This is a genomic window from Pseudomonas sp. R45(2017), from assembly GCF_002112305.1.
GTDB lineage: Bacteria > Pseudomonadota > Gammaproteobacteria > Pseudomonadales > Pseudomonadaceae > Aquipseudomonas > Aquipseudomonas paraglycinae.
On the sequence record NZ_NEHH01000015.1, the window covers coordinates 13,563 to 34,968 of the forward strand.

2 protein-coding genes are annotated in these 21,406 nt (G+C 63.4%); both read right to left on the reverse strand.

What is annotated here, in order from left to right:
- Nucleotides 1-18: 18 nt before the first annotated feature.
- Nucleotides 19-8,319, reverse strand: coding sequence for a non-ribosomal peptide synthetase (locus CAF74_RS27095; protein ID WP_085748380.1), 8,301 nt, complete (start codon nt 8,317-8,319; stop codon nt 19-21).
- Complete coding sequence (locus CAF74_RS27100) at nt 8,316-21,323, reverse strand: non-ribosomal peptide synthetase (protein WP_085748381.1); 13,008 nt, start codon at nt 21,321-21,323, stop codon at nt 8,316-8,318. The genes CAF74_RS27095 and CAF74_RS27100 overlap by 4 nt, the downstream gene beginning before the upstream one ends.
- Nucleotides 21,324-21,406 lie beyond the last annotated feature (83 nt).

Genomic DNA, 21,406 nt, shown 5'->3' on the forward strand with positions numbered 1-21,406 from the left:
CCAGGATAAAGACTTCAATCAGGACAATACTTGACCCGCCGCCACCGTCAGCCCGTCATGCCACCACGCCGCGAGACTGAAGACGTTGGGCGCCTTGAGGATTGTGAAGTGGTTGCCCGGGCCGTACCACACCGCCAGATCCCTGGCCTCGCGCTGCCAGCCTTCGAGCATCGCCGCCTGTTCGCGCTGGTTGCCTGATGCGTCCAGCGTCGGGTCGTCTACCAGCGCCAGACGCACCGGCCCGGTGTAGGCCAGAGCCGGCCGATAGACCGTGCGCAGCGCGGTGGCGAAGGTCCGCACCGGGCCCTGCATCGCGTCGAATGACGCGCGTTCGGACAGCACACCGGCGCGCACCATTCCCTCGTGCAGCAGGCGCATTTGCGTGGTGTCGTCGGCTTCGGCGAAGGCCAGCGCATCGATGCCCAGGGACTTGCCGCTGGACAGTTGCAACGACTCGATCAGCCGCAACAACGCCGCCGTCGTGGTGTAGGGCTTGCCCACCACGCTGTTGCCGCCCGGTGATTCACTGTCGATCAGGGTCAGGGACGCCACCTCGCGCCCCGCCGCCTGCAACTGCGCCGCCATGGCGTAAGCCACCCAACCACCGAACGAATGCCCGATCAGATGCACCGGCCCTTGCGGATACAACTGCTCAAGTGCCCGCAGGTAGAACGTGGCGGCGCTTTCGACCCGACTGTGCGGCACCGTCGCGCCGTCGAGGCCTCGGGGCTGCAACCCATGAATCGGCCACTCCGGCCCCAGCGCCTCGGTCAGGTGGATGAACCCGGTAACACTGTCGCCAGCCCCCGGCACACAGAAAATCGGCGCATGCCCGGTGTGACCGGTCTGAATGGTCAAGATCGGCTGATAGGCCGTTGGCGCCGGCGCAGTTGCCGTTTCCAGCGCCTGAGTCAGGGCCTGCCCCAGAGCCTGAACGTGGGGTGCTTTCATCATGCTCTGGTGGTCGCCCGGTACGTCGATGCAGCGCAGCTGCGCACCTGGCAATTCCTCAGCCCAACCGCGCGTGGCGCTGAGTCGTGACATCGGCGCCGAACGCTCCGTGGCACGCAGCAGATACAACGGCAGACCGATCGGGTTGATCCGGTAATGCGCCAATGCATGCCCGTGGGCCACTTCCCGGTCGAGGTAATGCCAGGCATCCGCCGACGAGACAGCCGCCAGCTCGGGTCTGAGCAACTGCTGTTCGTGACAATGGTTGAACAAATCGGCGAACGCCCACTGCTCAAGTTCGGTCTGCAACACCGCCAGACGCGCCAATGCTTGCTGCCCCTGTGTCTCGTGCCCGGCCCAATGCGCCGTGCAATGCAAAAGCAATTGGCGCTTGTGCACATGTGCATCGTTCCACTGCGCCTTGTTCGGATCGGCCAGGCGCGGCACGTAGGTATCGATCAGCCCGACGAACGCCACTGACTCGTCCATCCCGAGCAGTTGCGCCGCGATTTCATAAGCCAGCACGCCACCGAACGACCAGCCGGCAAGCCGATAGGGGCCGTGGGGTTGTCTGGCGCGGATCACCTCGACCAGTCGGGTTGCCAGGCATTCCATGGTACGCAGTTGCGTCATACCGGAATCGATTCCCGGCAAGCCGTAAATCGGGAACTCGCCGCCGATGTGCAGGCCCAGCGCCGGGAAATACAGGTCACGGCCACTGAACTCATGCACCAGGAACAACGGCGTGCCTTGTTCACTTGCACGCACCACGACCACGCCGTCATGGAGCGGCACAGCGTCACTGCGCTGGCACAGCAGCGTGGCAGTCCCCTCGACCGTGGGATGCTGGAACAGCTCGGCCAACGAAACCGGCCTGTCGGACTTTTGCATCAGATCGACAAGCCGCACCGCCAGCAGCGAATGCCCGCCCAGTTCGAAGAAGTTGTCATGGCGGCCTACCCGCCCGACTTGCAACACTTCAGCCCATAGCCCGGCCAGTGATTCCTCAAGAGGATTGGCCGGCGCTTCATAGTCACGCATGACCAGCGCTTGGTGTGTCGGCGCCGGCAAGGCTTTGCGATCGACCTTGCCGTTGTTGTTCAGCGGCAGGCTCTCCAGCGCCACCCAGGCGGTCGGCACCATGTACTCCGGTAACCTGGCTTGCAGCAGCGCGCGGAGGGTAGCGCCCTGCAATGCAGGATCGTGCGCCGTGTAATAGGCCACCAGCCGCGTTGGTTCCTGTCCGTCGCGTCGGGCCAGAACCACCGCTTCCTTGACCCCCGGACAGCTCAACAGGCGGTTTTCGATTTCTCCGAGCTCAATGCGGAAGCCGCGAATCTTCACCTGGTCATCATTGCGGCCGATGCATTCCAGTCGCCCCGGCGCCTGCCAGCGCACCAGGTCGCCCGTGCGATACATCAAGGCCTGCAGATTGTCGCTGAACGGATCCCGGAGGAATTTCTCGGCACTCAGTTGAGGCCGGTTCAGATAACCCAGCGCAACACCCTGACCACCGATGTACAACTCACCGGTGACGCCGAACGGCACCGGTTGTTGCCGGTTATCCAGCACATACACGCGGGTATTGCCGATGGGGCCGCCAATCGAAACGCTGTCCGCATCCGGCGCCACCTCACGCACTTCGAAGGTGGTGGCGTACGTCGTGGTTTCGGTCGGGCCATAACAATGCACCAGGCGCAGGTCCGGTGCTTCGGCGAGCAGCTTTCGAAACGCCGCCGGATCGCCACGCTCCCCACCGCACAGCAGGATGCGCAGCCCTTTGAGCGCCTCGGGAATCAATTGCACGTACTGATTGAACAACGCTGTGGTGACGAAGAGGATCGTCGCCCCGCACCGGTCAAGCTCCCTACCGAATGCCTGTGGGTCGAGCAAGGTCGCATGATCGATCACGGCCACCTGGCCACCGTTGAGCAAGGCGCCCCAGATATCCATTGTGCTCGCATCGAACGCCGGGTTCGAAGCGAATGCCACCCGGTCACTCGAGTTGAAATCGGCGTAGCCGCAGTCGATCACAAGGCGGGTAATGCCGCGATGCGGCACCATGACCCCCTTCGGGGTGCCCGTGGAGCCCGAGGTGTACATGATGTACGCCAGCGCCTCCGAGGACTGAGGCAGATCCGGGTTGTGCGAAGGACTCCCGGCAAGCGCCAGGGTATCCAGATCCATTCGCCGTACCGGGTACTCGATGACCTGATCGCTGCCGGTCAACAGCGCGACCGCCTGACAATCCTGCACCATGAATGCCTGACGCTCGGCGGGTGCGTTGATGTCCAGCGGCACATAGGCCGCCGCACACTTGAGGATCGCCAACTGCGCGACCAACAGATCCAGCGAGCGTGGCAACAGAATCGCCACATGATCGCCAGGCTGCACACCTTGAGCGATGAGATGATGCGCCAGGCCGTTGGCGCTGCGGTTCAGTTCTGCGTAACGCAACACCTGCGTCCCGTGCACCGCCGCGACGGCTTGCGGATGTTTGGCAGCCTGCATCTCGAATACACGGTGCACGGTCAGCACTTGCAGACTGTTCCGCGCGCTGGCGTTGAATTCGTCGAGCAACTGCGTGCGTTCCTGATCCTCGATTATTTGCGCGTGTTCCAGCACTGCCTGGTCGTTGTTGACCATGGCCTGCAACAAGCGCTGGAAATAACCGACATAACGCCGTGCCGTCGCCTCATCGAACAGCGCTGTGGCGTACTCCATCCAGCCATTTATCCCGTTGGGCGATTCACCCAGGGTCAGGGTCAGGTCGAACTTGGCGAAGTGACTCGGCTCCGCCACCGCTTCCAGGGTCAGATCCCCCAGCGCCAATACCGGCCCGTCGCTGTTGCGCCAGTTGAACATGGTCTGGAACAGCGGGCTGTGGGCCAGGCTGCGGGCCGGTCGGGCGATTTCCACCACTTGCTCGAAGGGCAGGTCCTGATGGTCCTGGGCCTGCAGGGTCAGCGCCTTGACCCGCGCCAGCAGCGCTTCGGTGCTCAACTCACCGGAAGTATCAATGCGTAACGCCAGGGTATTGACGAACAACCCGATCAGTCCGTCGATTTCGGCCCGGAAACGGTTGGCTACCGGCGAGCCGACCACAATGTCCGACTGCCCGGCCAACCGGCTGAGCAGCATCGCCCACGCGCTCAGCATCGTCATGTACAGCGTCACGCCATGGCGCTGGCTCAAGGCTTTGAGGCCGGCGCTCAAGCGCTCGTCCAGGCACACTTCGACGCTGCTGCCGGCGTAATCCTGTTGCGGTGGTCGCGGTCGGTCGGCAGGCAACGTCAGCAAGGCTGGCGCATCGGCCAGCGTGCGTTGCCAATATTCGCTCTGGCGCTGCAAAACCTCCCCGCTCAGCCAGCGTCGCTGCCAGACGGCATAGTCGGTGTATTGCAACGCCAGCGGCGGCAAAGGGTCCGCCAACCCCTGACTGAAAGCCTGATACAACGCCATCAGCTCGCGGGTCAGCACCTCCATCGACCAACCGTCGGAGATGATGTGATGCAAGGTGATCAGCAGCACATGGTGATCGTCGGCCATACGCACCAGTCGTCCGCGAATCAACGGATCATCCTGCAAGTCGAACGGGCCGGAAGCTTCCCCCTGAATCAGCGCCTGCAAGGCTTCATCGGCCTGCGGGTGCTGGCGCAGGTCCTCGACCCGCAGCAGCACACCGCTGTCGGGCGGAGTAATCAGCACCTGGGCTTCGCCGTTGTACGGCGTGAAACGGCTGCGCAGGCTTTCGTGGCGAGCGACAATCCGGGCCAGCGCCCGCTGTAGCGCATCGGCGTCGAGCACACCGCGCAGACGCAGACCGATCGGAATGTTGTAAGCCGTGTTGGCACCTTCCATCTGCGCCAGAAACCAGAAGCGCTGCTGGGAAAACGACAGCGGCAATGCGCCGTCCCGTGGCACCGGCAGGATCGGCGGCTGTGTCGAGCGTCCGGCCCGGGTCAGCGACTGCGCCACCGACGCCAGTTCGGCATTGGCGAACAACTCGCCGAGCGCAAGCTCCACACCCAGCCGTTGACGCACTTGCGCGACCATGCGCATGGCCAGCAACGAATGGCCGCCCAACTCAAAGAAATGATCCTGACGCCCTATCCGTTCGACCTGCAGAACCTCGGCCCAGATCTGCGCCAGTGTGCATTCCAGCTCGCCTTGTGGTGCCTCGTATTCGCGTGTGAGCAGGGCCGTGCGCTCCGGTAACGGCAAGGCCTTGCGATCGAGCTTGCCATTGGCGGTCAGCGGCAGGCTGTCGAGTCTGACGAACGCGACCGGCACCATGTACTCGGGCAACTGGCCCAGCAAATGCTCGCGCAGTTGCGCGACAGCCAGTGGCTGCACCTGCGCCTGCTCGGTGAAATAGGCCACCAGCCGCGGTTGTCCTGGCTCGTCTTCACGAGCCAGGACAACCACTTCCTGAAGGCCGGGAAGCTGATGCAGGCGGCTTTCGATTTCCCCCAATTCGATGCGCATGCCGCGGATTTTCACTTGATCATCGTTGCGCCCCAGATAGTCGATCGTCCCGTCCGGGCGCCAGCGAGCTAGGTCGCCAGTGCGATACATACGCGCATTCGGTCGTTCACTGAAGGGGTCCGGCAGAAAGCGTTCAGCGGTCAGTTGCGCACGGTTCAAGTAACCGCGCGCCACGCCTGCGCCACCGATATACAGCTCGCCGGATACGCCGATCGGCACCGGACGCTGTTGGTCGTCGAGCAGGTACACCGAGGTATTGCTCACCGGTTTACCGATGTGCAGTGCCTCCCCCGCCTCAATCCGTCCGGATGTGGCAACGACGGTGGCTTCGGTCGGGCCATAGTTGTTGATCACATCGAAATGCTGATTGCGCGAAAACTGACGCAAGCGGTCGCCGCCGATCAGCAGGGTGCGCAATGTCGGGTGCTCGAGATGCCGACTGAAGGCGTATTCGGCGACGGGCGTCGGCAGGAAACTCACATCCAGCGGTTGCGCGCACCACCAGGCCAGCAGCCCGTCGACGTCTTCGCCGCCATCCTGAGCGGGCGCCAGGTGCAGGGTCGCGCCGACGCACAGAGCTGGCCAGACTTCCCATGCCATTGCGTCGAAGCCGAACCCGGCCAGACTCGACGTATGGCGACCGGCACACAGGTCAAAGGCGTTGCTGTGCCAGTCGACCAGATTGGCCAATGTCTGGTGTTCGACCATCACGCCCTTGGGCAAACCGGTGGAGCCGGAGGTGTAGATCACATAAGCCAGGTTCGCCTCGGACAGACCTAGTACCACCGGGTTTGCGTCATTGCCTGAGCGCCAGGTGCGCGGATCAAGATCGAGTACCGGCAGCTCCTGTCCCGGCAGCCGTGCGAGCAAATCACGTGAGGTCAGGATCGCCACCGGTGCGCAATCACTCAGCAAATAGTTCAGGCGTTCGGCCGGATGCGCGGGGTCGATCGGCACATACCCGGCGCCGGCCTTGAAGACAGCGAGCAATCCGGCCAGGGTATCCAGCCCTCGCCGGGCGACGACTGCGACCCGGTCATCCGGCTGCACACCCAAATCGATCAAGCGATGCGCCAGACGGTTGGCCTGGCGGTTCAGTTCGTCAAACGTCAGTTGCTTGTCCAGCTGCACCGCTGCCAGCGCTTGCGGTCGCGCGACGACCTGCGCCTCGAAGCGTTGATGAATCGTCTGTCCGCGTACGTATTCAACATCACTGGTGTTGAACCCCGTCAACAGCTGTTCGCGCTCCAGGGCGGGCAGAACCGACAGTTGGCTCAACGGCGTATCCGCAGCTTGCTCCAGTGTCTGCAACAGGTTTTCCATGGCACACACCATATAGCCGCAGATGCGCTGCGCCTCGACTTCACGGGTGGCCAGCAGCGTCAGGCTGAAGTGATCGCCAAAGTCATCGATGCTCAAGGTCAGCGGGTAATTGGTGCGTTCCTCCGCATGCAGGACGCTGATCCCCTCCCAGGCCGAGAGCGCTTCGGCACTGGCATTGGCACTCGAGGTGCTGTGCCGGTAGTTGAGCAGCGAACTGAACAGCGGCGATGACCCGACCACCCCGCTGCAGCGCTGGGCCAGCACCAGCGGGGCGTGCTCATGGCGCATCAGACGGGTCAGACGTGCATGGGTTGCCTTCACCGACTCGCTTGCTGCCAGCGCGCTGACCTCGACACGGAGCGGCAAGGTGTTGATGAAAATGCCCAGCGCGCGGTCGGTCGACTCCGCCCCTTGCATTCGCCCCATCAGCACGGTACCGAACACAACGGCGGACTTGCCGGTGAGTGCATTCAGAACCTGCCCCCAGCCGAGATGGAACAGACTCGCGACACTCACCCCGAGCGAACGGGCACTGGCTCGCAGGCGCTGCCCCAGCAACGGGTCAAGTGGCACACCGCACTCTTCGATGTCGCTGCCGTCGCCATGTACGCCTTGCAGGCCGAACGGCAACGTCGGCTCGTCGATGTCACCGAGCATCTCGCGGAAAAACGCCTCGTGCTCCGCCTCGCTGATGCCTAGCCGCGCCTGGGCGACATAATTGCGAAACGGTACGGGCGCTCCCAGTCTGGCGCTCTGCCCTGACAGGCAAGCCTGCATTTCCTCGCTGACCACAGCGAGCGCCGAGTGGTCCATTGCCATGTGGTGAAACAGCAATATCGCGACAATACGCCCGGACTCTGCATCCCAGGCATGGGCCAGGCGCAATAGCGGTGCACGTGTCACGTCGAGACGGAAATGCCGGGCGTCGAATCGCGCATGCAACTGCTCCAGAACATCGCCTTGAGCCACATCGAGCTGCACTTCTTCCACAGGTAACCCGACACGTCGCAGGACCACTTGCACCGGCGTGTCCAGTCCTTCCCAAACGATGGCGGTGCGCAGAATGTCGTGGCGCTCGATGACGGTCTGCAGGGCCTGGACGAATGCCTCGAACCGCTCGAGTCCGCTGAACGCGAATTTCGCCTGCATCACATACGGATCACCCTGTGCAGCGCTCGCGTGGTGGTAGAGGATGCCCTCCTGCAACGGCGTCAACGGGTAGATATCCTGGACATTGGCGCCGCCGCCAGGGATCTGCGCGACAATTTGATCGAGGGTGTCCTGGCTCAGGTCAACCAGCGTCAGCATCGCCGGGGTGACCCGTGTTGTGCCCGGTGAAATGCCATTGACCGGCACTTCAACCTGCCCCTCCCGTGCGGGCGAGTAAACGCCCGCCTCGATCAGCTCGATCAATGCCGGTTTGTGCTCGCGCAATGCGGCCAGCAAGGCCGGTTCACTCAGGGCCTGCTTGTTGCCATTGACCCGTAATTGCCCGTCCGTGATTGCCAACTGGATGTCTTTTGTCTTCAGCGTCGCCAACAGTTCATTCAGGTTCACAGGACGATCTCCATTCTTTCCGTGATGGCTGCGTAACCAGCCAGAGTCGGTTGCTCGAACAACGTCCGCACATCGGCTTCGATACCTGCCTGTTGCAGGCGCCCGATCAAACTGACCGCCAGCAACGAATGCCCACCCAGCTCAAAGAAATGGTCTTGCCGTCCGACGCGCTCGACTTTGAGCAATTCACACCACAGTCGCGCGAGGAGGATTTCCATCTCGCCGACCGGGGCTTCGTATTCGCGAATGCTGACTGCAGCCGAATCCGGTGCAGGCAGCGCCTTGCGATCCACCTTGCCGTTGGGACTCAGCGGCAGGCTGTCGAGCGCGACGAATGCCGACGGCACCATGTAATCGGGCAAGCGTGCCAGCAAGTGTTCGCGCAACGCCTCGACCCCCGGTTGCCCGGCGTCGGCATGCCAGGTGAAGTACGCCACCAGACGCTCCTCACGCACCATCACCACGGCTTCGCGCAGCGCTGGATGGCTGAGCAGTTGCGCTTCGATCTCACCCGGTTCCAGGCGCAGGCCACGCAGCTTGACCTGGAAGTCGTTGCGCCCGATGAATTCGAGCTGACCATCGGCGCGGTAACGCACTAGGTCGCCCGTGGCGTACAGCCGATCGCCGGCCACGAACGGGCTCGGGATAAACCGTTCAGCCATCAACTGCGGCAGGCCCAGATAGCCCCGCGCAACCCCGGCACCACCAATGAACAACTGACCGATCACGCCCATCGGCACCGGCCGCTTGGCGGCATCGAGGACATACAGACGGGTGTTGTTGATCGGCCGCCCGATCGGCAACGCGCTGTCCGGCACCGGCATCGACGGTTCCAGCGTCCACACCGTGCTGTCGACCGTGGCTTCGGTCGGGCCGTAAACGTTGTGCAAACGCACTTGCGGCAAACGCTCGCGCACACGGCGAGCCAGCGCCGGCGTCAGGTCACCGCCGCCACAGAACACGTCGGTAAGGCTGCTGCACTGGCTGACAGCGTCCTGCTCGAGGAACTGTTGCAACAGGACCGGCACGAACTGGATCACGCTGATCCGTTGCTCGCGAATCACCTGCGCCAGATAAGCCGGCTCGCGGTGCCCGTCAGGACGCGCCAGCACCAGACGCAGGCCAGCGTTCAGAGGCCAGAACAGCTCCCAGACCGAGGCATCGAAACTGAACGGGGTTTTCTGCAACAGCGCGCCGTCCGTCACGGCGGGACACAGCTGCGAACTCCAGTGCAGCAAATTGCCGACGCCACGATGCTCGACCATCACGCCTTTCGGCGCACCGGTCGAACCGGAGGTGTAAATCACGTAGGCCAGGTTCGAAGCGCTCAGGTTCGGTACTTGCGGGTTGTCCTCCGGATTGAATGTCCAGTGAGTCTGATCCAGATCGATCACCAGCGCGGTGCTCTCGCCCAGCAACTCACGCGTCGCCCCGTGCACCAGCACCGCTACCGGCGCGCTGTCCTTGAGCATGTAATCCAGACGTTCCGCCGGGTACGCCGGATCCAGCGGCACATAGGCACCGCCGGCCTTGAGAATGCCGAGCAGACCGACCATCAGCTCCAGCCCGCGCTCGACACAGATTGCCACCCGCGAATCCGGCCCCACGCCCAGCTCGCGCAAGTGATGGGCCAGACGGTTGGCCTGTGCGTTGAGTTCGGCGTAAGTCAGCCGCTGTTCACCAGCCTGCAACGCAACGGCTAGTGGCGTGCGTTGTACCTGCACTTCGAACAGCCCGTGAACGGTTTGCTCCAGATCATCGGCGGTGCCGGTGACATTGAGGTCGTAAAGCACCCGCTGACGTTCTGCGCCGTCAAGGATAGGCAAGCGGTTCAGCAGCTGATCCGGTGCCTGTTCCAGAGCCTCCGCCAGTGTCTCCAGCGCGGTTTGCATGTAGTCGCAGATCCGCTGCGAACCGATGCTCGCCGGGGTCATGGCGGTGAGCACAAAACCGCTGCCCAGATCATCGACGCCCAGGCTCAGTGGATAGTTGGTGCGTTCTTCGCTGCTCAGGGTCTCGATGCCTTGCCAGGCCTGACGAAGGTTTTGCTGTTGCGCCTCGTCGGCGCTGTGCCGGTAGTTGAGCATCGAACTGAACAGCGGCGACGGCGCGGCCACACCACTGCAACGCTGGGCCAGCGCCAGTGACGCGTGTTCATGACCGAGCAGCGCACTGAGCCGCGCATGCGTCGCCCGAGCCCCTTCGCGCACCGGGGTTGCCCCCAGATCGACCCGCAGCGGCAAGGTGTTGATGAACATCCCCAACGCCCGGTCGGCACCCTCGCCGCCCTGCATCCGGCCCATCAGCACCGTGCCGAATACAACACGATCCTGCCCGGATGTCGCGGCCAGCACCTGTGCCCACGCGAGGTGGAACAGGCTGGCCACGCTGATGCCCAGTTGCCGTGCGAGGCTGCGCAGACGCTGGCTGGTCGCTTCGGTCAGGGCCTGTCGCGTTTCCTCGATGTCGCTACCGTCACCTTGCACATCCTGCAAGCCGAACGGCAAGGTCGGCTCGTCGATGTCGCCGAGCATGTCGTGGAAGAACGCTTCGTGCTCCTGCTCGCTGACACCCAGCCGCGCCTGCGCTACGTAGTTGCGGTAAGGCACGGCCGCCCCCAGCGAAGCCTCATGCCCTTGCAGGCAGGCGAGCATTTCGTGCTGCACCACGTCCAGCGCAGTGTGATCCATCACCACATGGTGGAACAACAACATCGCGACCACCCGGTCGTGGGCCGGATCACGGGCATACACCAGACGCAGCAACGGTGCCTGACTGATGTCGAGGCGGTAATGCCGGGCATCGAAATGCTCGTGCAACTGCTCAAGAACGTCGCCATCCGCCGGGTCGAACAGGATCTCCTGCACCGGTAACTCGACGTGACGCCATACCACTTGCATCGGCTCGGCCAGTTTCTGCCAGATCACCGCCGTGCGCAGGATGTCGTGGCGTGCAATGACCTTGCGCAGCGCCGCCGCGAAGCTGTCGAGCCGCTCGAGGCTGTCGAAAGCCAGCCACGATTGCAGCAAGTACGGGTCGCCCTGCTCCGCACTCAGGTGGTGATAAAGGATGCCTTCCTGCAACGGCGCCAGCGGATAAATGTCCTGCACGTTGGCGGCGCCACCCGGCACGCTGGCCACGATCCGGTTGATGCTCGGCTGATCCAGTTCAGTCAGGCTCAGCAAATCCGGGGTGATGCGGGTGCAGTCGGCAGGAATGCGATTGGCCGGCACTTCGATTTCGCGACCGCTGCCTACCGCTGCGGCCAGTGCAGCCAGCGTTGGTTGGCTGAACAGCACGCGCACATCGGTGTTCAGGCCGATCTGGCGCAGGCGTTCGATAAGGCTCACGGCCAGCAGCGAGTGGCCGCCCAGTTCGAAGAAGTTGTCGTGGCGACCGACTTTTTCCAGCTTCAGAACATCGGCCCAAATCTGCGCCAGCGTAGTTTCCACCGGGCCTTGCGGGGCCTCGTATTCACGGCTGAGCCATGCGCTTTGATCCGGCTCCGGCAAGGCCTTGCGGTCGAGTTTGCCGTTGGCGGTCAGCGGCAAGGTGTCGAGGCGCACGTAAGCCGCCGGGATCAGCGCTTGCGGCAACCGGGTTTGCAGATGATTGCGCAGAGCTTCGATATCAGTCGGCGCTCGCTCGGTGAACCACACCAGCAACTGCCCGTCGCGCACCAGCGCTACTGCGTCCTGCACTGCCGGATGGGTACTCAGGGCGGCTTCGATTTCCCCCAGTTCAACCCGCACGCCGCGCAGTTTCACCTGATCGTCGTTGCGGCCCAGGTACTCGATGTTGCCGTCCGCCAGCCAGCGCGCAAGGTCGCCGGTGCGGTACATCCGCGCCTGCGGCTGATCGCTGAACGGATCATTCAGGAAGCGTTCGGCGGTCAGATCGGGACGGTTCAGGTAACCCCGTGCGACACCGGCGCCGGCGACGTACATCTCGCCAGTCACACCCACAGGCACTGGCCGTTGCTGGTCATCAAGCAGATAGATACGAGCGTTGGCCATCGGCCGGCCGATGTGCAGCGTTCGCCCGACTTCAACCGGACCCGAGGTGGCGACCACCGTAGCCTCGGTCGGGCCGTAGTTGTTGATCACCGAGAAGGTCTGCTCGCGATTGAACTGACGCAGCTTGTCGCCGCCGATCAGCAAGGTGCGCAGGGTCGGATGTTGCAGTTCGCGGCTGAACGCATATTCGGCCACTGGAGTTGGCAGGAAGCTGACCTGCAACGGCTGCGCCCGCCACCAGTCAAGCAGTTCGTCCAGATGCTCGTTGCTCACCGATTCCGGCGGCAAGTGCAACGTCGCACCGACGCACAGCGCAGGCCAGACTTCCCAAGCCATCGCATCGAAACCGAACCCGGCCACGCTGGCGGTGTGGCTGCCGGCGTGCAAGTCAAAGGCTTCGGCGTGCCAGTGCACAAGGTTTTCCAGGGTCGCGTGTTCGACCATCACGCCTTTCGGCTGGCCGGTGGAGCCCGAGGTGTAGATCACGTAGGCCAGGTTGTCCGGCGTAAAATCGGCGACCTGCGGATCAGCAACCGACAGGTCTTGCCAGGTCTCATGGGCAAGATCAATCACCGGTATGCCAGCCTGATTCGGCAAAGCTACGTCGCGAACCAGTACCACCCTCGGCGCACTGTCGGCCAGCATGTAAGCGATTCGCTCGGGTGGATAAGCCGGGTCGACCGGTACATAGGCGGCGCCGGCCTTGAGGATCGCCAGCAAACCGACCAGCATTTCCGAGCTGCGTTTGAGACAGATCGCCACTCGCGTATCGGTGGTAACACCCATCCCCTGCAGATGATGGGCCAGCCGATTGGCGCGCTGGTTCAATTGCCTGAACGTCAGGCGCTGCGTGCCCGCCTGAACCGCCACGGCATCCGGCGTGCGCGCAACCTGCGCTTCGAACAGACGATGAACACCTTGCGCTGACGGGTAAACCGACGTGCTCGCGTTGAAGTCGCCAAGCAGCTGCGCGCGCGCCGCCGCTGACAGGACGTTGAGACGTTCAAAGGCCTGTCCGGGGTTGTCGGCCAACGCTGTCGCCAGCTCCGTGAGAGCGGTGTGCATCAGCTCGCAGACCCGCTGCGCCCCCACATGATCCGGGGTCAGTGCCGACAGATTGAAGCCATCACCCCGGTCGTTGATGCTCAGGGTCAACGGATAATTCGTGCGCCCGTCCTGGGCCAGGAATTCGATGCCTTGCCAGACCGGATCAACAGGCACTCGCGCAGCGTCGTGGCCGCCATGCCGATAGTTGAGTACCGCGCTGAACAGCGGCAAAGGCGCGGCCACGGCGCTGCAACGCTGAGCCAGTGCCAGCGACGCATGCTCATGTCCCAGCAAAGCCGCCAACCGCTCATGAACCGTGCGAACCGCTTCACTCACACTCTGCCCGTCAACTTCCACGCGCAGCGGCAAGGTGTTGATGAACATCCCCAAAGCCCGATCCGCGCCCTCGCCGCCTTGCATGCGCCCCAGCAGCACGGTGCCGAACACCACGTCCCGGCGTCCGGAAGTCGCCGCCAGCACCCGCGCCCAGGCGAGATGAAACAGGCTCGCGACGCTGACCCCGTATTGCCGCGCCTGGCGGCGCAGGTGCCGATTCAATTCCACTGGCAGCGCCAGCGAATGCTCCTCGATGTTGCGGCCATCGCCCTGTACGTCCTGCAAGCCGAATGGCAGGGTCGGCTCGTCAATATCACCGAGCATCTCGCGAAAGAAGCTTTCGTGTTCATCCTCGCTGATGCCTTGGCGGGCCTGATGGACGTAGTTGCGGTAGGGCGCGGCGGGCGGCAAAGACTCAACCTGCCCCGGCAGATACAACTGCATTTCCCGGCGAACCACCTCCAGCGCGGTGTGATCCAGCACGACGTGATGAAACAACAGCACGCCTGCCACACGGTCATGCAGCGGATCTTCGGCATACACCAGACGGATCAGCGGTGCCTGACCGAGGTCGAGGCGATAATCCCGGGCATCGAAGCGTGCGCGCAACTGATCGAGGATATTGCCATCCAGCGGACTCAAATCGACCGATTGCACCGCCAGCGCGGCCTCTCGCCATACCACTTGCTGCGGGCTCGGCAATCCCTCCCAAACCAGACTGGTGCGCAGGATGTCGTGGCGCGCAATCACCTTTTGCAAGGCGTTGGCAAAAGCGCGCAGGCGCTCGATGCTGGCAAAGGCCAGACATGACTGTAATAAGTAGGGATCGCCCTCGGCGGCGCTCAGGTGATGGTAAAGAATGCCTTCCTGCAACGGCGCCAGCGGATAAATGTCCTGCACGTTGGCGGCGCCACCCGGCACGCTGGCCACGATCCGGTCGATGCTGGCCTGATCCAGTTCGGTCAGGCTCAGCAATTCCGAAGTGATGCGGGTGCAGTCGGCAGGAATGCGGTTGGCCGGCACTTCGATTTCGCGACCGCTCCCTACTGCCGCAGCCAATGCAGCCAGAGTCGGCTGGCTGAACAGCACGCGCACGTCGGTGTTGAGGCCGATCTGGCGCAGGCGTTCGATCAGGCTCACGGCCAGCAACGAGTGGCCGCCCAGTTCGAAGAAGTTGTCGTGACGTCCGACCTGCTCCAGCTTCAGGACATCGGTCCAGATCTGTGCCAACGCAGTCTCCACCGGACCTTGCGGGGCCTCGTATTCGCGGCTGAGCCAGGCGTTCTGATCCGGCTCCGGCAAGGCCTTGCGGTCGAGTTTGCCGTTGGCGGTCAGCGGCAAGGTGTCGAGTCGCACGTAAGCCGCCGGGATCAATGCTTGCGGCAAACGGGTTTGCAGATGATTACGCAAGGCTTCGATATCGGCAGGCGCACGTTCGGTGAACCACACCAGCAACTGGCCGTCGCGCACCAGTGCCACTGCGTCCTGCACTGCCGGATGGCTGGCCAGCGCCGCTTCGATTTCCCCCAGTTCAACCCGTACGCCGCGCAGTTTCACCTGATCGTCGTTACGCCCCAGGTACTCGATGTTGCCGTCCGCCAACCAGCGTGCGAGGTCGCCGGTGCGGTACATGCGCCCTTCGTTGAACGGATCCTTCAGGAAGCGTTCGGCGGTCAGATCGGGACGGTTCAGGTAACCCCGTGCGACACCGGCGCCGGCGACGTACAACTCCCCCGTCACACCTACTGGCACGGGGCGTTGCTGCTCATCCAGCAAATAGACCTTGGCGTTGGCAATCGGCCGGCCGATGTGCAGCGTTTGCCCGACGTCTACAGGGCCGGAGGTGGCGACCACCGTGGCTTCAGTCGGGCCATAGTTGTTGATCACCGCAAAGCTCTGCTCACGATTGAACTGCCGCAGCTTGTCGCCACCAATCAGCAAGGTACGCAGGGTCGGATGTTGCAGTTCGCGGCTGAACGCATATTCGGCTACCGGTGTCGGCAGGAAACTCACCTGCAACGGCTGCGCCCGCCACCAGTCGAGCAGTCCGTCCAGGTGCTCATTGCTCACCGTTTCCGGCGGCAGGTGCAACGTCGCGCCGACGCACAACGCCGGCCAGACTTCCCAGGCCATCGCATCAAAACCGAAACCGGCCACGCTGGCGGTGTGGCTGCCCGCGTGCAGGTCGAAGGCTTCGGCGTGCCAGTGCACAAGGTTTTCCAGGGTCGAGTGTTCGACCATCACGCCTTTCGGCTGGCCGGTGGAGCCTGAGGTGTAGATCACGTAGGCCAGATGCTCGTGGGTCAGGTCCGGCAACTGTGGATTGCTGTCCGGCAGATGCTGCCAGGCGTCGCTGTCAAGATTGATCACCGGCACGGCACCCAGCAGGTCGCGAGTAGCCGTCTGTGCCAACACCGCCACCGGATCGCTATCCTGCAACAGGTAAGCGATCCGTTCTGCCGGATGTGCCGGATCGACCGGAACATAACCGGCGCCAGCCTTGAGGATCGCCAGCAGCCCGATCAGCATCTGCGGACCACGCTGCACACAGAGCGCGACGCGATCGTCCGGTTGCACACCGAGGCCGATCAAGTGATGGGCCAGGCGGTTGGCGCGGCGGTTCAACCCGTCGTAGCTCAGACTTTGCCCGCCCTGCACCACTGCCACAGCGTCGGGTTGGCTCGCCGCTCGCGCTTCAAACAATTGGTGCACAACATGGCCATGGGCAAAGTCGCGACCGGTGACATTGAAACCGACCAGCACGCGCTGGCGTTCGGCCGCCGACAGAATCGACACCTGATTCATTGGCGCATGGCGATCCTGTTCCAGCGCGCTCAGCACATTGTGCAGTGCCGTTTGCAGGTAGTCGCAGACCCGCATGCCATCCACTTGGGGCACTGCCTGCACAGAAAGCCTGAAACCCTGTCCAAGGTCGTCGACGCTGACCACCAGCGGATAGTTGCTGCGCTCACGAGAATCGAGAATCCGGATGCCTTCCCATCCCGGCGTAGCCGTTTGTTGCGCGCTGTGGCGATAGTTGAGCAAGGTATTGAACAGCGGTTCCGATCCCGTCACGCCACTGCAACGTTGAGCCAGCATCAGCGGCGCTTGCTCATGCACCAGCAGTTGCGCCAGACGCTCGTGGGTCGCCCTGACACCCGCCTCCACCGCCGTGGCCCCGACATGGACCCGCAGCGGCAGAGTGTTGATGAACATGCCCAACGAACGATCGGCGCCCTCTCCCCCCTGCATGCGCCCCAGCAGCACCGTACCGAATACCACCTCCTCGCGCCCGCAGACCTGGGCAAGTACCTGACCCCAGGCCTGATGCACCAGACTCGCAACACTGATGCCCAGCGTGCGGGCCTGTTTGCGCAGGCGTGTGGCAAGACGCTCATCCAGTGCCAGCTCGCTGTCCACGATGTTTGTGCCATCGCCGAGTACGTCTCGCAGGCCGAACGCCAGGGTCGGTTCGACGATGTCGCCGAGCATCTCGCGAAAGAACGCTTCATGTGCCTCGGCATTCGAACCGAGACGGGCCTGAGCGACATAGTTGCGGTATTGCACGGGGGGCGGCAGCGCGCCGACTTGCCCGTCAAGTGCGTCGCTCATCTCGGCCACCAACACCTCGAGCGCGGTGTGATCGAGCACGATGTGGTGCAACAGCAGGATTCCGACCCAGCGGTTTTGCAAAGGGTCTTCGGTGTAGGCGAAGCGCATCAACGGCGCACGCTGCAAGTCCAGGCGATAGTGTCGCGGATCGAAGCGCGCCTGCATTTGCTGCAACACATCACCGTCCTGCGGATCGGCATCCACCCGTTCCAGTGCCAGCGGCGCCGCACGCCAAACTACTTGCACCGGCTCCTCAAGGTTTTCCCTGACCACACTGGTACGCAGGATGTCATGCCGAGCGATGACGCTGTTCAACGCGCGAACGAACGCCTTGATCTGCGCCAGTCCGTCGAAGGCGAACTGCGCTTGCAGCACGTACGGGTCACCGTCGGCAATGGCCAGATGGTGATAGAGGATTCCCGACTGCAACGGTGCCAGGGCGTAGATGTCCTGCACGTTGTCGATACCGCCCTCGACGGTCTCGACGATACGGTCGATGGCCGCTTGATCCAGCGTGGCCAGCGGCAGCATGTCCGGGGTGATGCGGGTGCAACCGGGTTCGATGCGATTGGCCGGCACGCTGACCGTGGCGTCCCCTCCCAGCGTCGCCGCGAGTGCCGCCACGCTCGGCTGGCCGAACAGCACGCGGACGTCGCACTGCATGTCCTGCTGGCGCATGCGCTCGATCAGCTTCACCGCCAGCAGCGAATGCCCGCCCAGCTCGAAGAAATTGTCATGTCTGCCCACCCGGTCCAATCCGAGCAAGGTCTGCCAGATTACAGCGATGCGGGTTTCGATTTCGCCAAGCGGTGCTTCAAACGCCCGCCGGGCGAAGGCTTCGTTGTCCGGCTGCGGCAACGCCCGGCGATCGAGTTTGCCGTTGGCCGTCAGCGGGAAGGCATCGAGGCGCACGAACGCGCCCGGCACCATATGCTCAGCCAGCGATGCCAGCAGGTGATCGCGCAATTGCGCAACGCTCGGTTCGACACCTTCGGCGGCCAGCCAGTAGGCCACCAGACGCGTGTCGCCGGGGCTGTCCTCGCGGGCGATCACCAGCGCATCGCGCACGCCGTCGCAGGCTGCAAGACGTGCCTGGATTTCGCCAAGCTCGATACGGAAACCACGGATTTTCACCTGATCGTCGTTGCGTCCCAGGTATTCGAGTTCGCCCTCCACCGTCCAGCGTGCCAGATCGCCGGTCTTGTACAAACGCGCTTCGGCATGCTCGCTGAACGGGTCGGCAATGAAGCGCTCGGCGGTCAACGCATCACGATTCAGGTAACCACGGGCAACCCCGGCGCCACCCACATACAACTCACCGGTCACCCCGGCTGGCACTGGCTCCCGCCGAGCATCGAGGACGTATAGCTGCAGGTCGGGAATGCGCACGCCGATCGGGCTGCTGGCGGTCAATTGTGCGTCTGCCGCCACCAACGGACGGTAGGTCACATGCACCGTGGTTTCGGTGATGCCGTACATGTTCACCAGCCGGGTGCCGGCGTTGCCGACCCGCGCATACCAGGGTTTGAGCGATCCTGGCTCCAGCGCCTCACCACCAAAAATCACCTCGCGCAGCGAATGCTGCAACGGGCTGCGGCCCTGGGCGGCGACCAACTGCCGGAACGCGCTTGGCGTCTGGTTGAGTACAGTGACGCCCGAGCGGCAGAGCAACGCATAACACTCGTCCGGCGAGCGGCTGATGTGTTGCGGCACCACCAGCAACTGTCCGCCGTACGCCAGCGCACCCCAGATTTCCCAGACCGAGAAATCAAAGGCAAACGAGTGGAACAACGCCCAGACGTCTTGCGCATTGAACCGGAACCAATCGTGGGTCGCGCCAAACAGGCGTGCCACGTTGCGGTGCTCGACCATCACCCCTTTTGGCAGCCCGGTGGAGCCAGAGGTGTAGATCACGTAGGCCAGATGCGCCGGACTCAAGTCCGGGATCTGTGGATTGAACTCCGGTTCATTTTGCAAACCTTGGTCGTCGAGATCGATCTGCGGCACGGAGAGCCCGGCAATCCGATCCAGAGTCGCTGCCTGCATCAGCACCGCCACCGGCGCACTGTCTTGCAGGGTGAAGGTGATGCGCTCCAGCGGATAAGCCGGATCGATCGGCACATATCCGGCACCCGCTTTGAGCACGCCGAGCAGGCCGGCGATCATTTGCGGGCCGCGCTCGACGCAGATCGCTACCCGGTCATCCGGACGGATGCCAAGGGCGAGCAAACGATGGGCTACCTGGTTGGCCTGTCGGTTGAGTGCCTCATAACTGTAAGTCCTGCCCTCGAACAGCAACGCGACTGCCTCGGGCCGGGTGTGCGCATGCGCTTCGAATTGCTGATGGATCAACGGCGTGTCGGGAAACGTCGCCTTCGGTGAATTGACGCCATACAACCAGTGCTCACGCTCGGCGGGCGGCAGGATGTTGAGGCTGTGCAATGCGGCTTGCGGGTTGTTCTGCAGCGCATCGACAAGACTGCCCAGTGCCGTGCGCAGGTATCCGGCGATTCGGGAGGCGCCAAGCGTCGCGTCGGCCAGCACCGTGATGCGCAGGTCCTGACCAAGGTCATCGATGTTGACCGTCAGCGGGTAGTTGGTGCGCTCGCGGGCGCCCAATACGTGCACCCCCGGCGACAGCTCGATCACCTCGGCAACTTCCTCCACGCTGCTGTGGCGGTAGTTGAGCATGGCGCTGAACAGCGGCGTCGGCACCGCCACGGCGCTGCAACGCTGGGCCAGTGCCAGAGACGCCTGCTCATGGGCGAGCAGCGCGGTCAGGCGTCGGTGCGTCGCCAGCACGCCGTCATGAACGCTCGACCCGCCGACATCCACCCGCAAAGGCAGCGTATTGATGAACATCCCCAATGCTTGCTCGACACCGTCAGCCGCATTCATCCGTCCCAGCAGAACGGTGCCGAACACCACCGTCGAGCGCCCGCACAACTGCCCCAGCACGCGTGCCATGGCCAGGTGCATCAGGCTCGCCACGCTCACCCCCGATTGTCGCGCGTGGGTACGCAGGCGCTGGCTCAGATCGCTGTCGAGCATGCACGAGACTTCCTCAATGCCCTGACCGTCACCTTGAACATCATGCAAGCCACCGGGCAGCGTCGGCTCGTCGATGTCGCCGAGCATCTCGCGAAAAAATGCCTGGTGCGCTTGCTCATCCGACTCCAGACGTGCCCTCGCCAGGTGGTCGCGAAACGGCACCGCCCTCGCGACTTCGGCATCGCGGCCTGACAGGTAGGCCTGAATTTCCCGGCGTACCACATCGAGCGCGACGTGATCCATGATCATGTGATGGAACAGCAACAATGCGACCACCCGGTCGTTGGCCGGATCCTCGGCGAACACCAGCCGCAACAATGGGGCCTGTTGCAGGTCGAGGCGAAAGTACTGCGGGTCGTGGCGTGCCAGCAATTGCGCGAGTACGTCCTCGCGATCATTCAGATCGACTTCCTCACTGACCAGCGGGGCTTCACGCCAGACCACCTGCACGGGATCGTCCAGATGCTCCCAGAGGATGGCGGTGCGCAAAATGTCATGGCGCCCGATCACCCGACGCAGCGCGTCGGTGAATGTATCCAGCCGTCCGCGACTGTCGAACGTGAACCGCGCCTGCGACACGTAGGGATCCCCCTCCGGCGCGGAGAGATGGTGATAAAGCAGCCCCTCCTGCAACGGCGCCAGCGGATAGATGTCCTGCACATTCGCCACACCGCCCGGCACGGTGGCGACGATGCGGTCGATGGCCAGCTGATCCAGTTGCACCAGCGGCAACATGTCCGGGGTGATGCGCAGCGCCGGGCTCGACCAGTCGCCGCCGTGGCTCGCCACCAGCTCCAGCAACTGCGCCTTGTGCTTGGCGAGGCTGTCCCACAACGCGTCGTCCAGCGCGTCGTCGTTGCCCAGAATGACCAGGTCTTCATCGTCCTGTTGAAGGCGGATCGCATGGGTGGAAATAACAGCCATCAGCTCGCGAAATTGCATGGGGGTAACCTGCTGTAAATTCGGGAAAAAGGAGCGCGCAGCGGCGAGTCCGTGCGGCCGCGCGCAGCCTGGAAAAGCTAAAA

What these genes read in the sequence shown, in the direction of transcription:
- CAF74_RS27100 (WP_085748381.1), bottom strand. Translation starts at nt 21,323, where the DNA reads ATGCAATTTCGCGAGCTGATGGCTGTTATTTCCACCCATGCGATCCGC.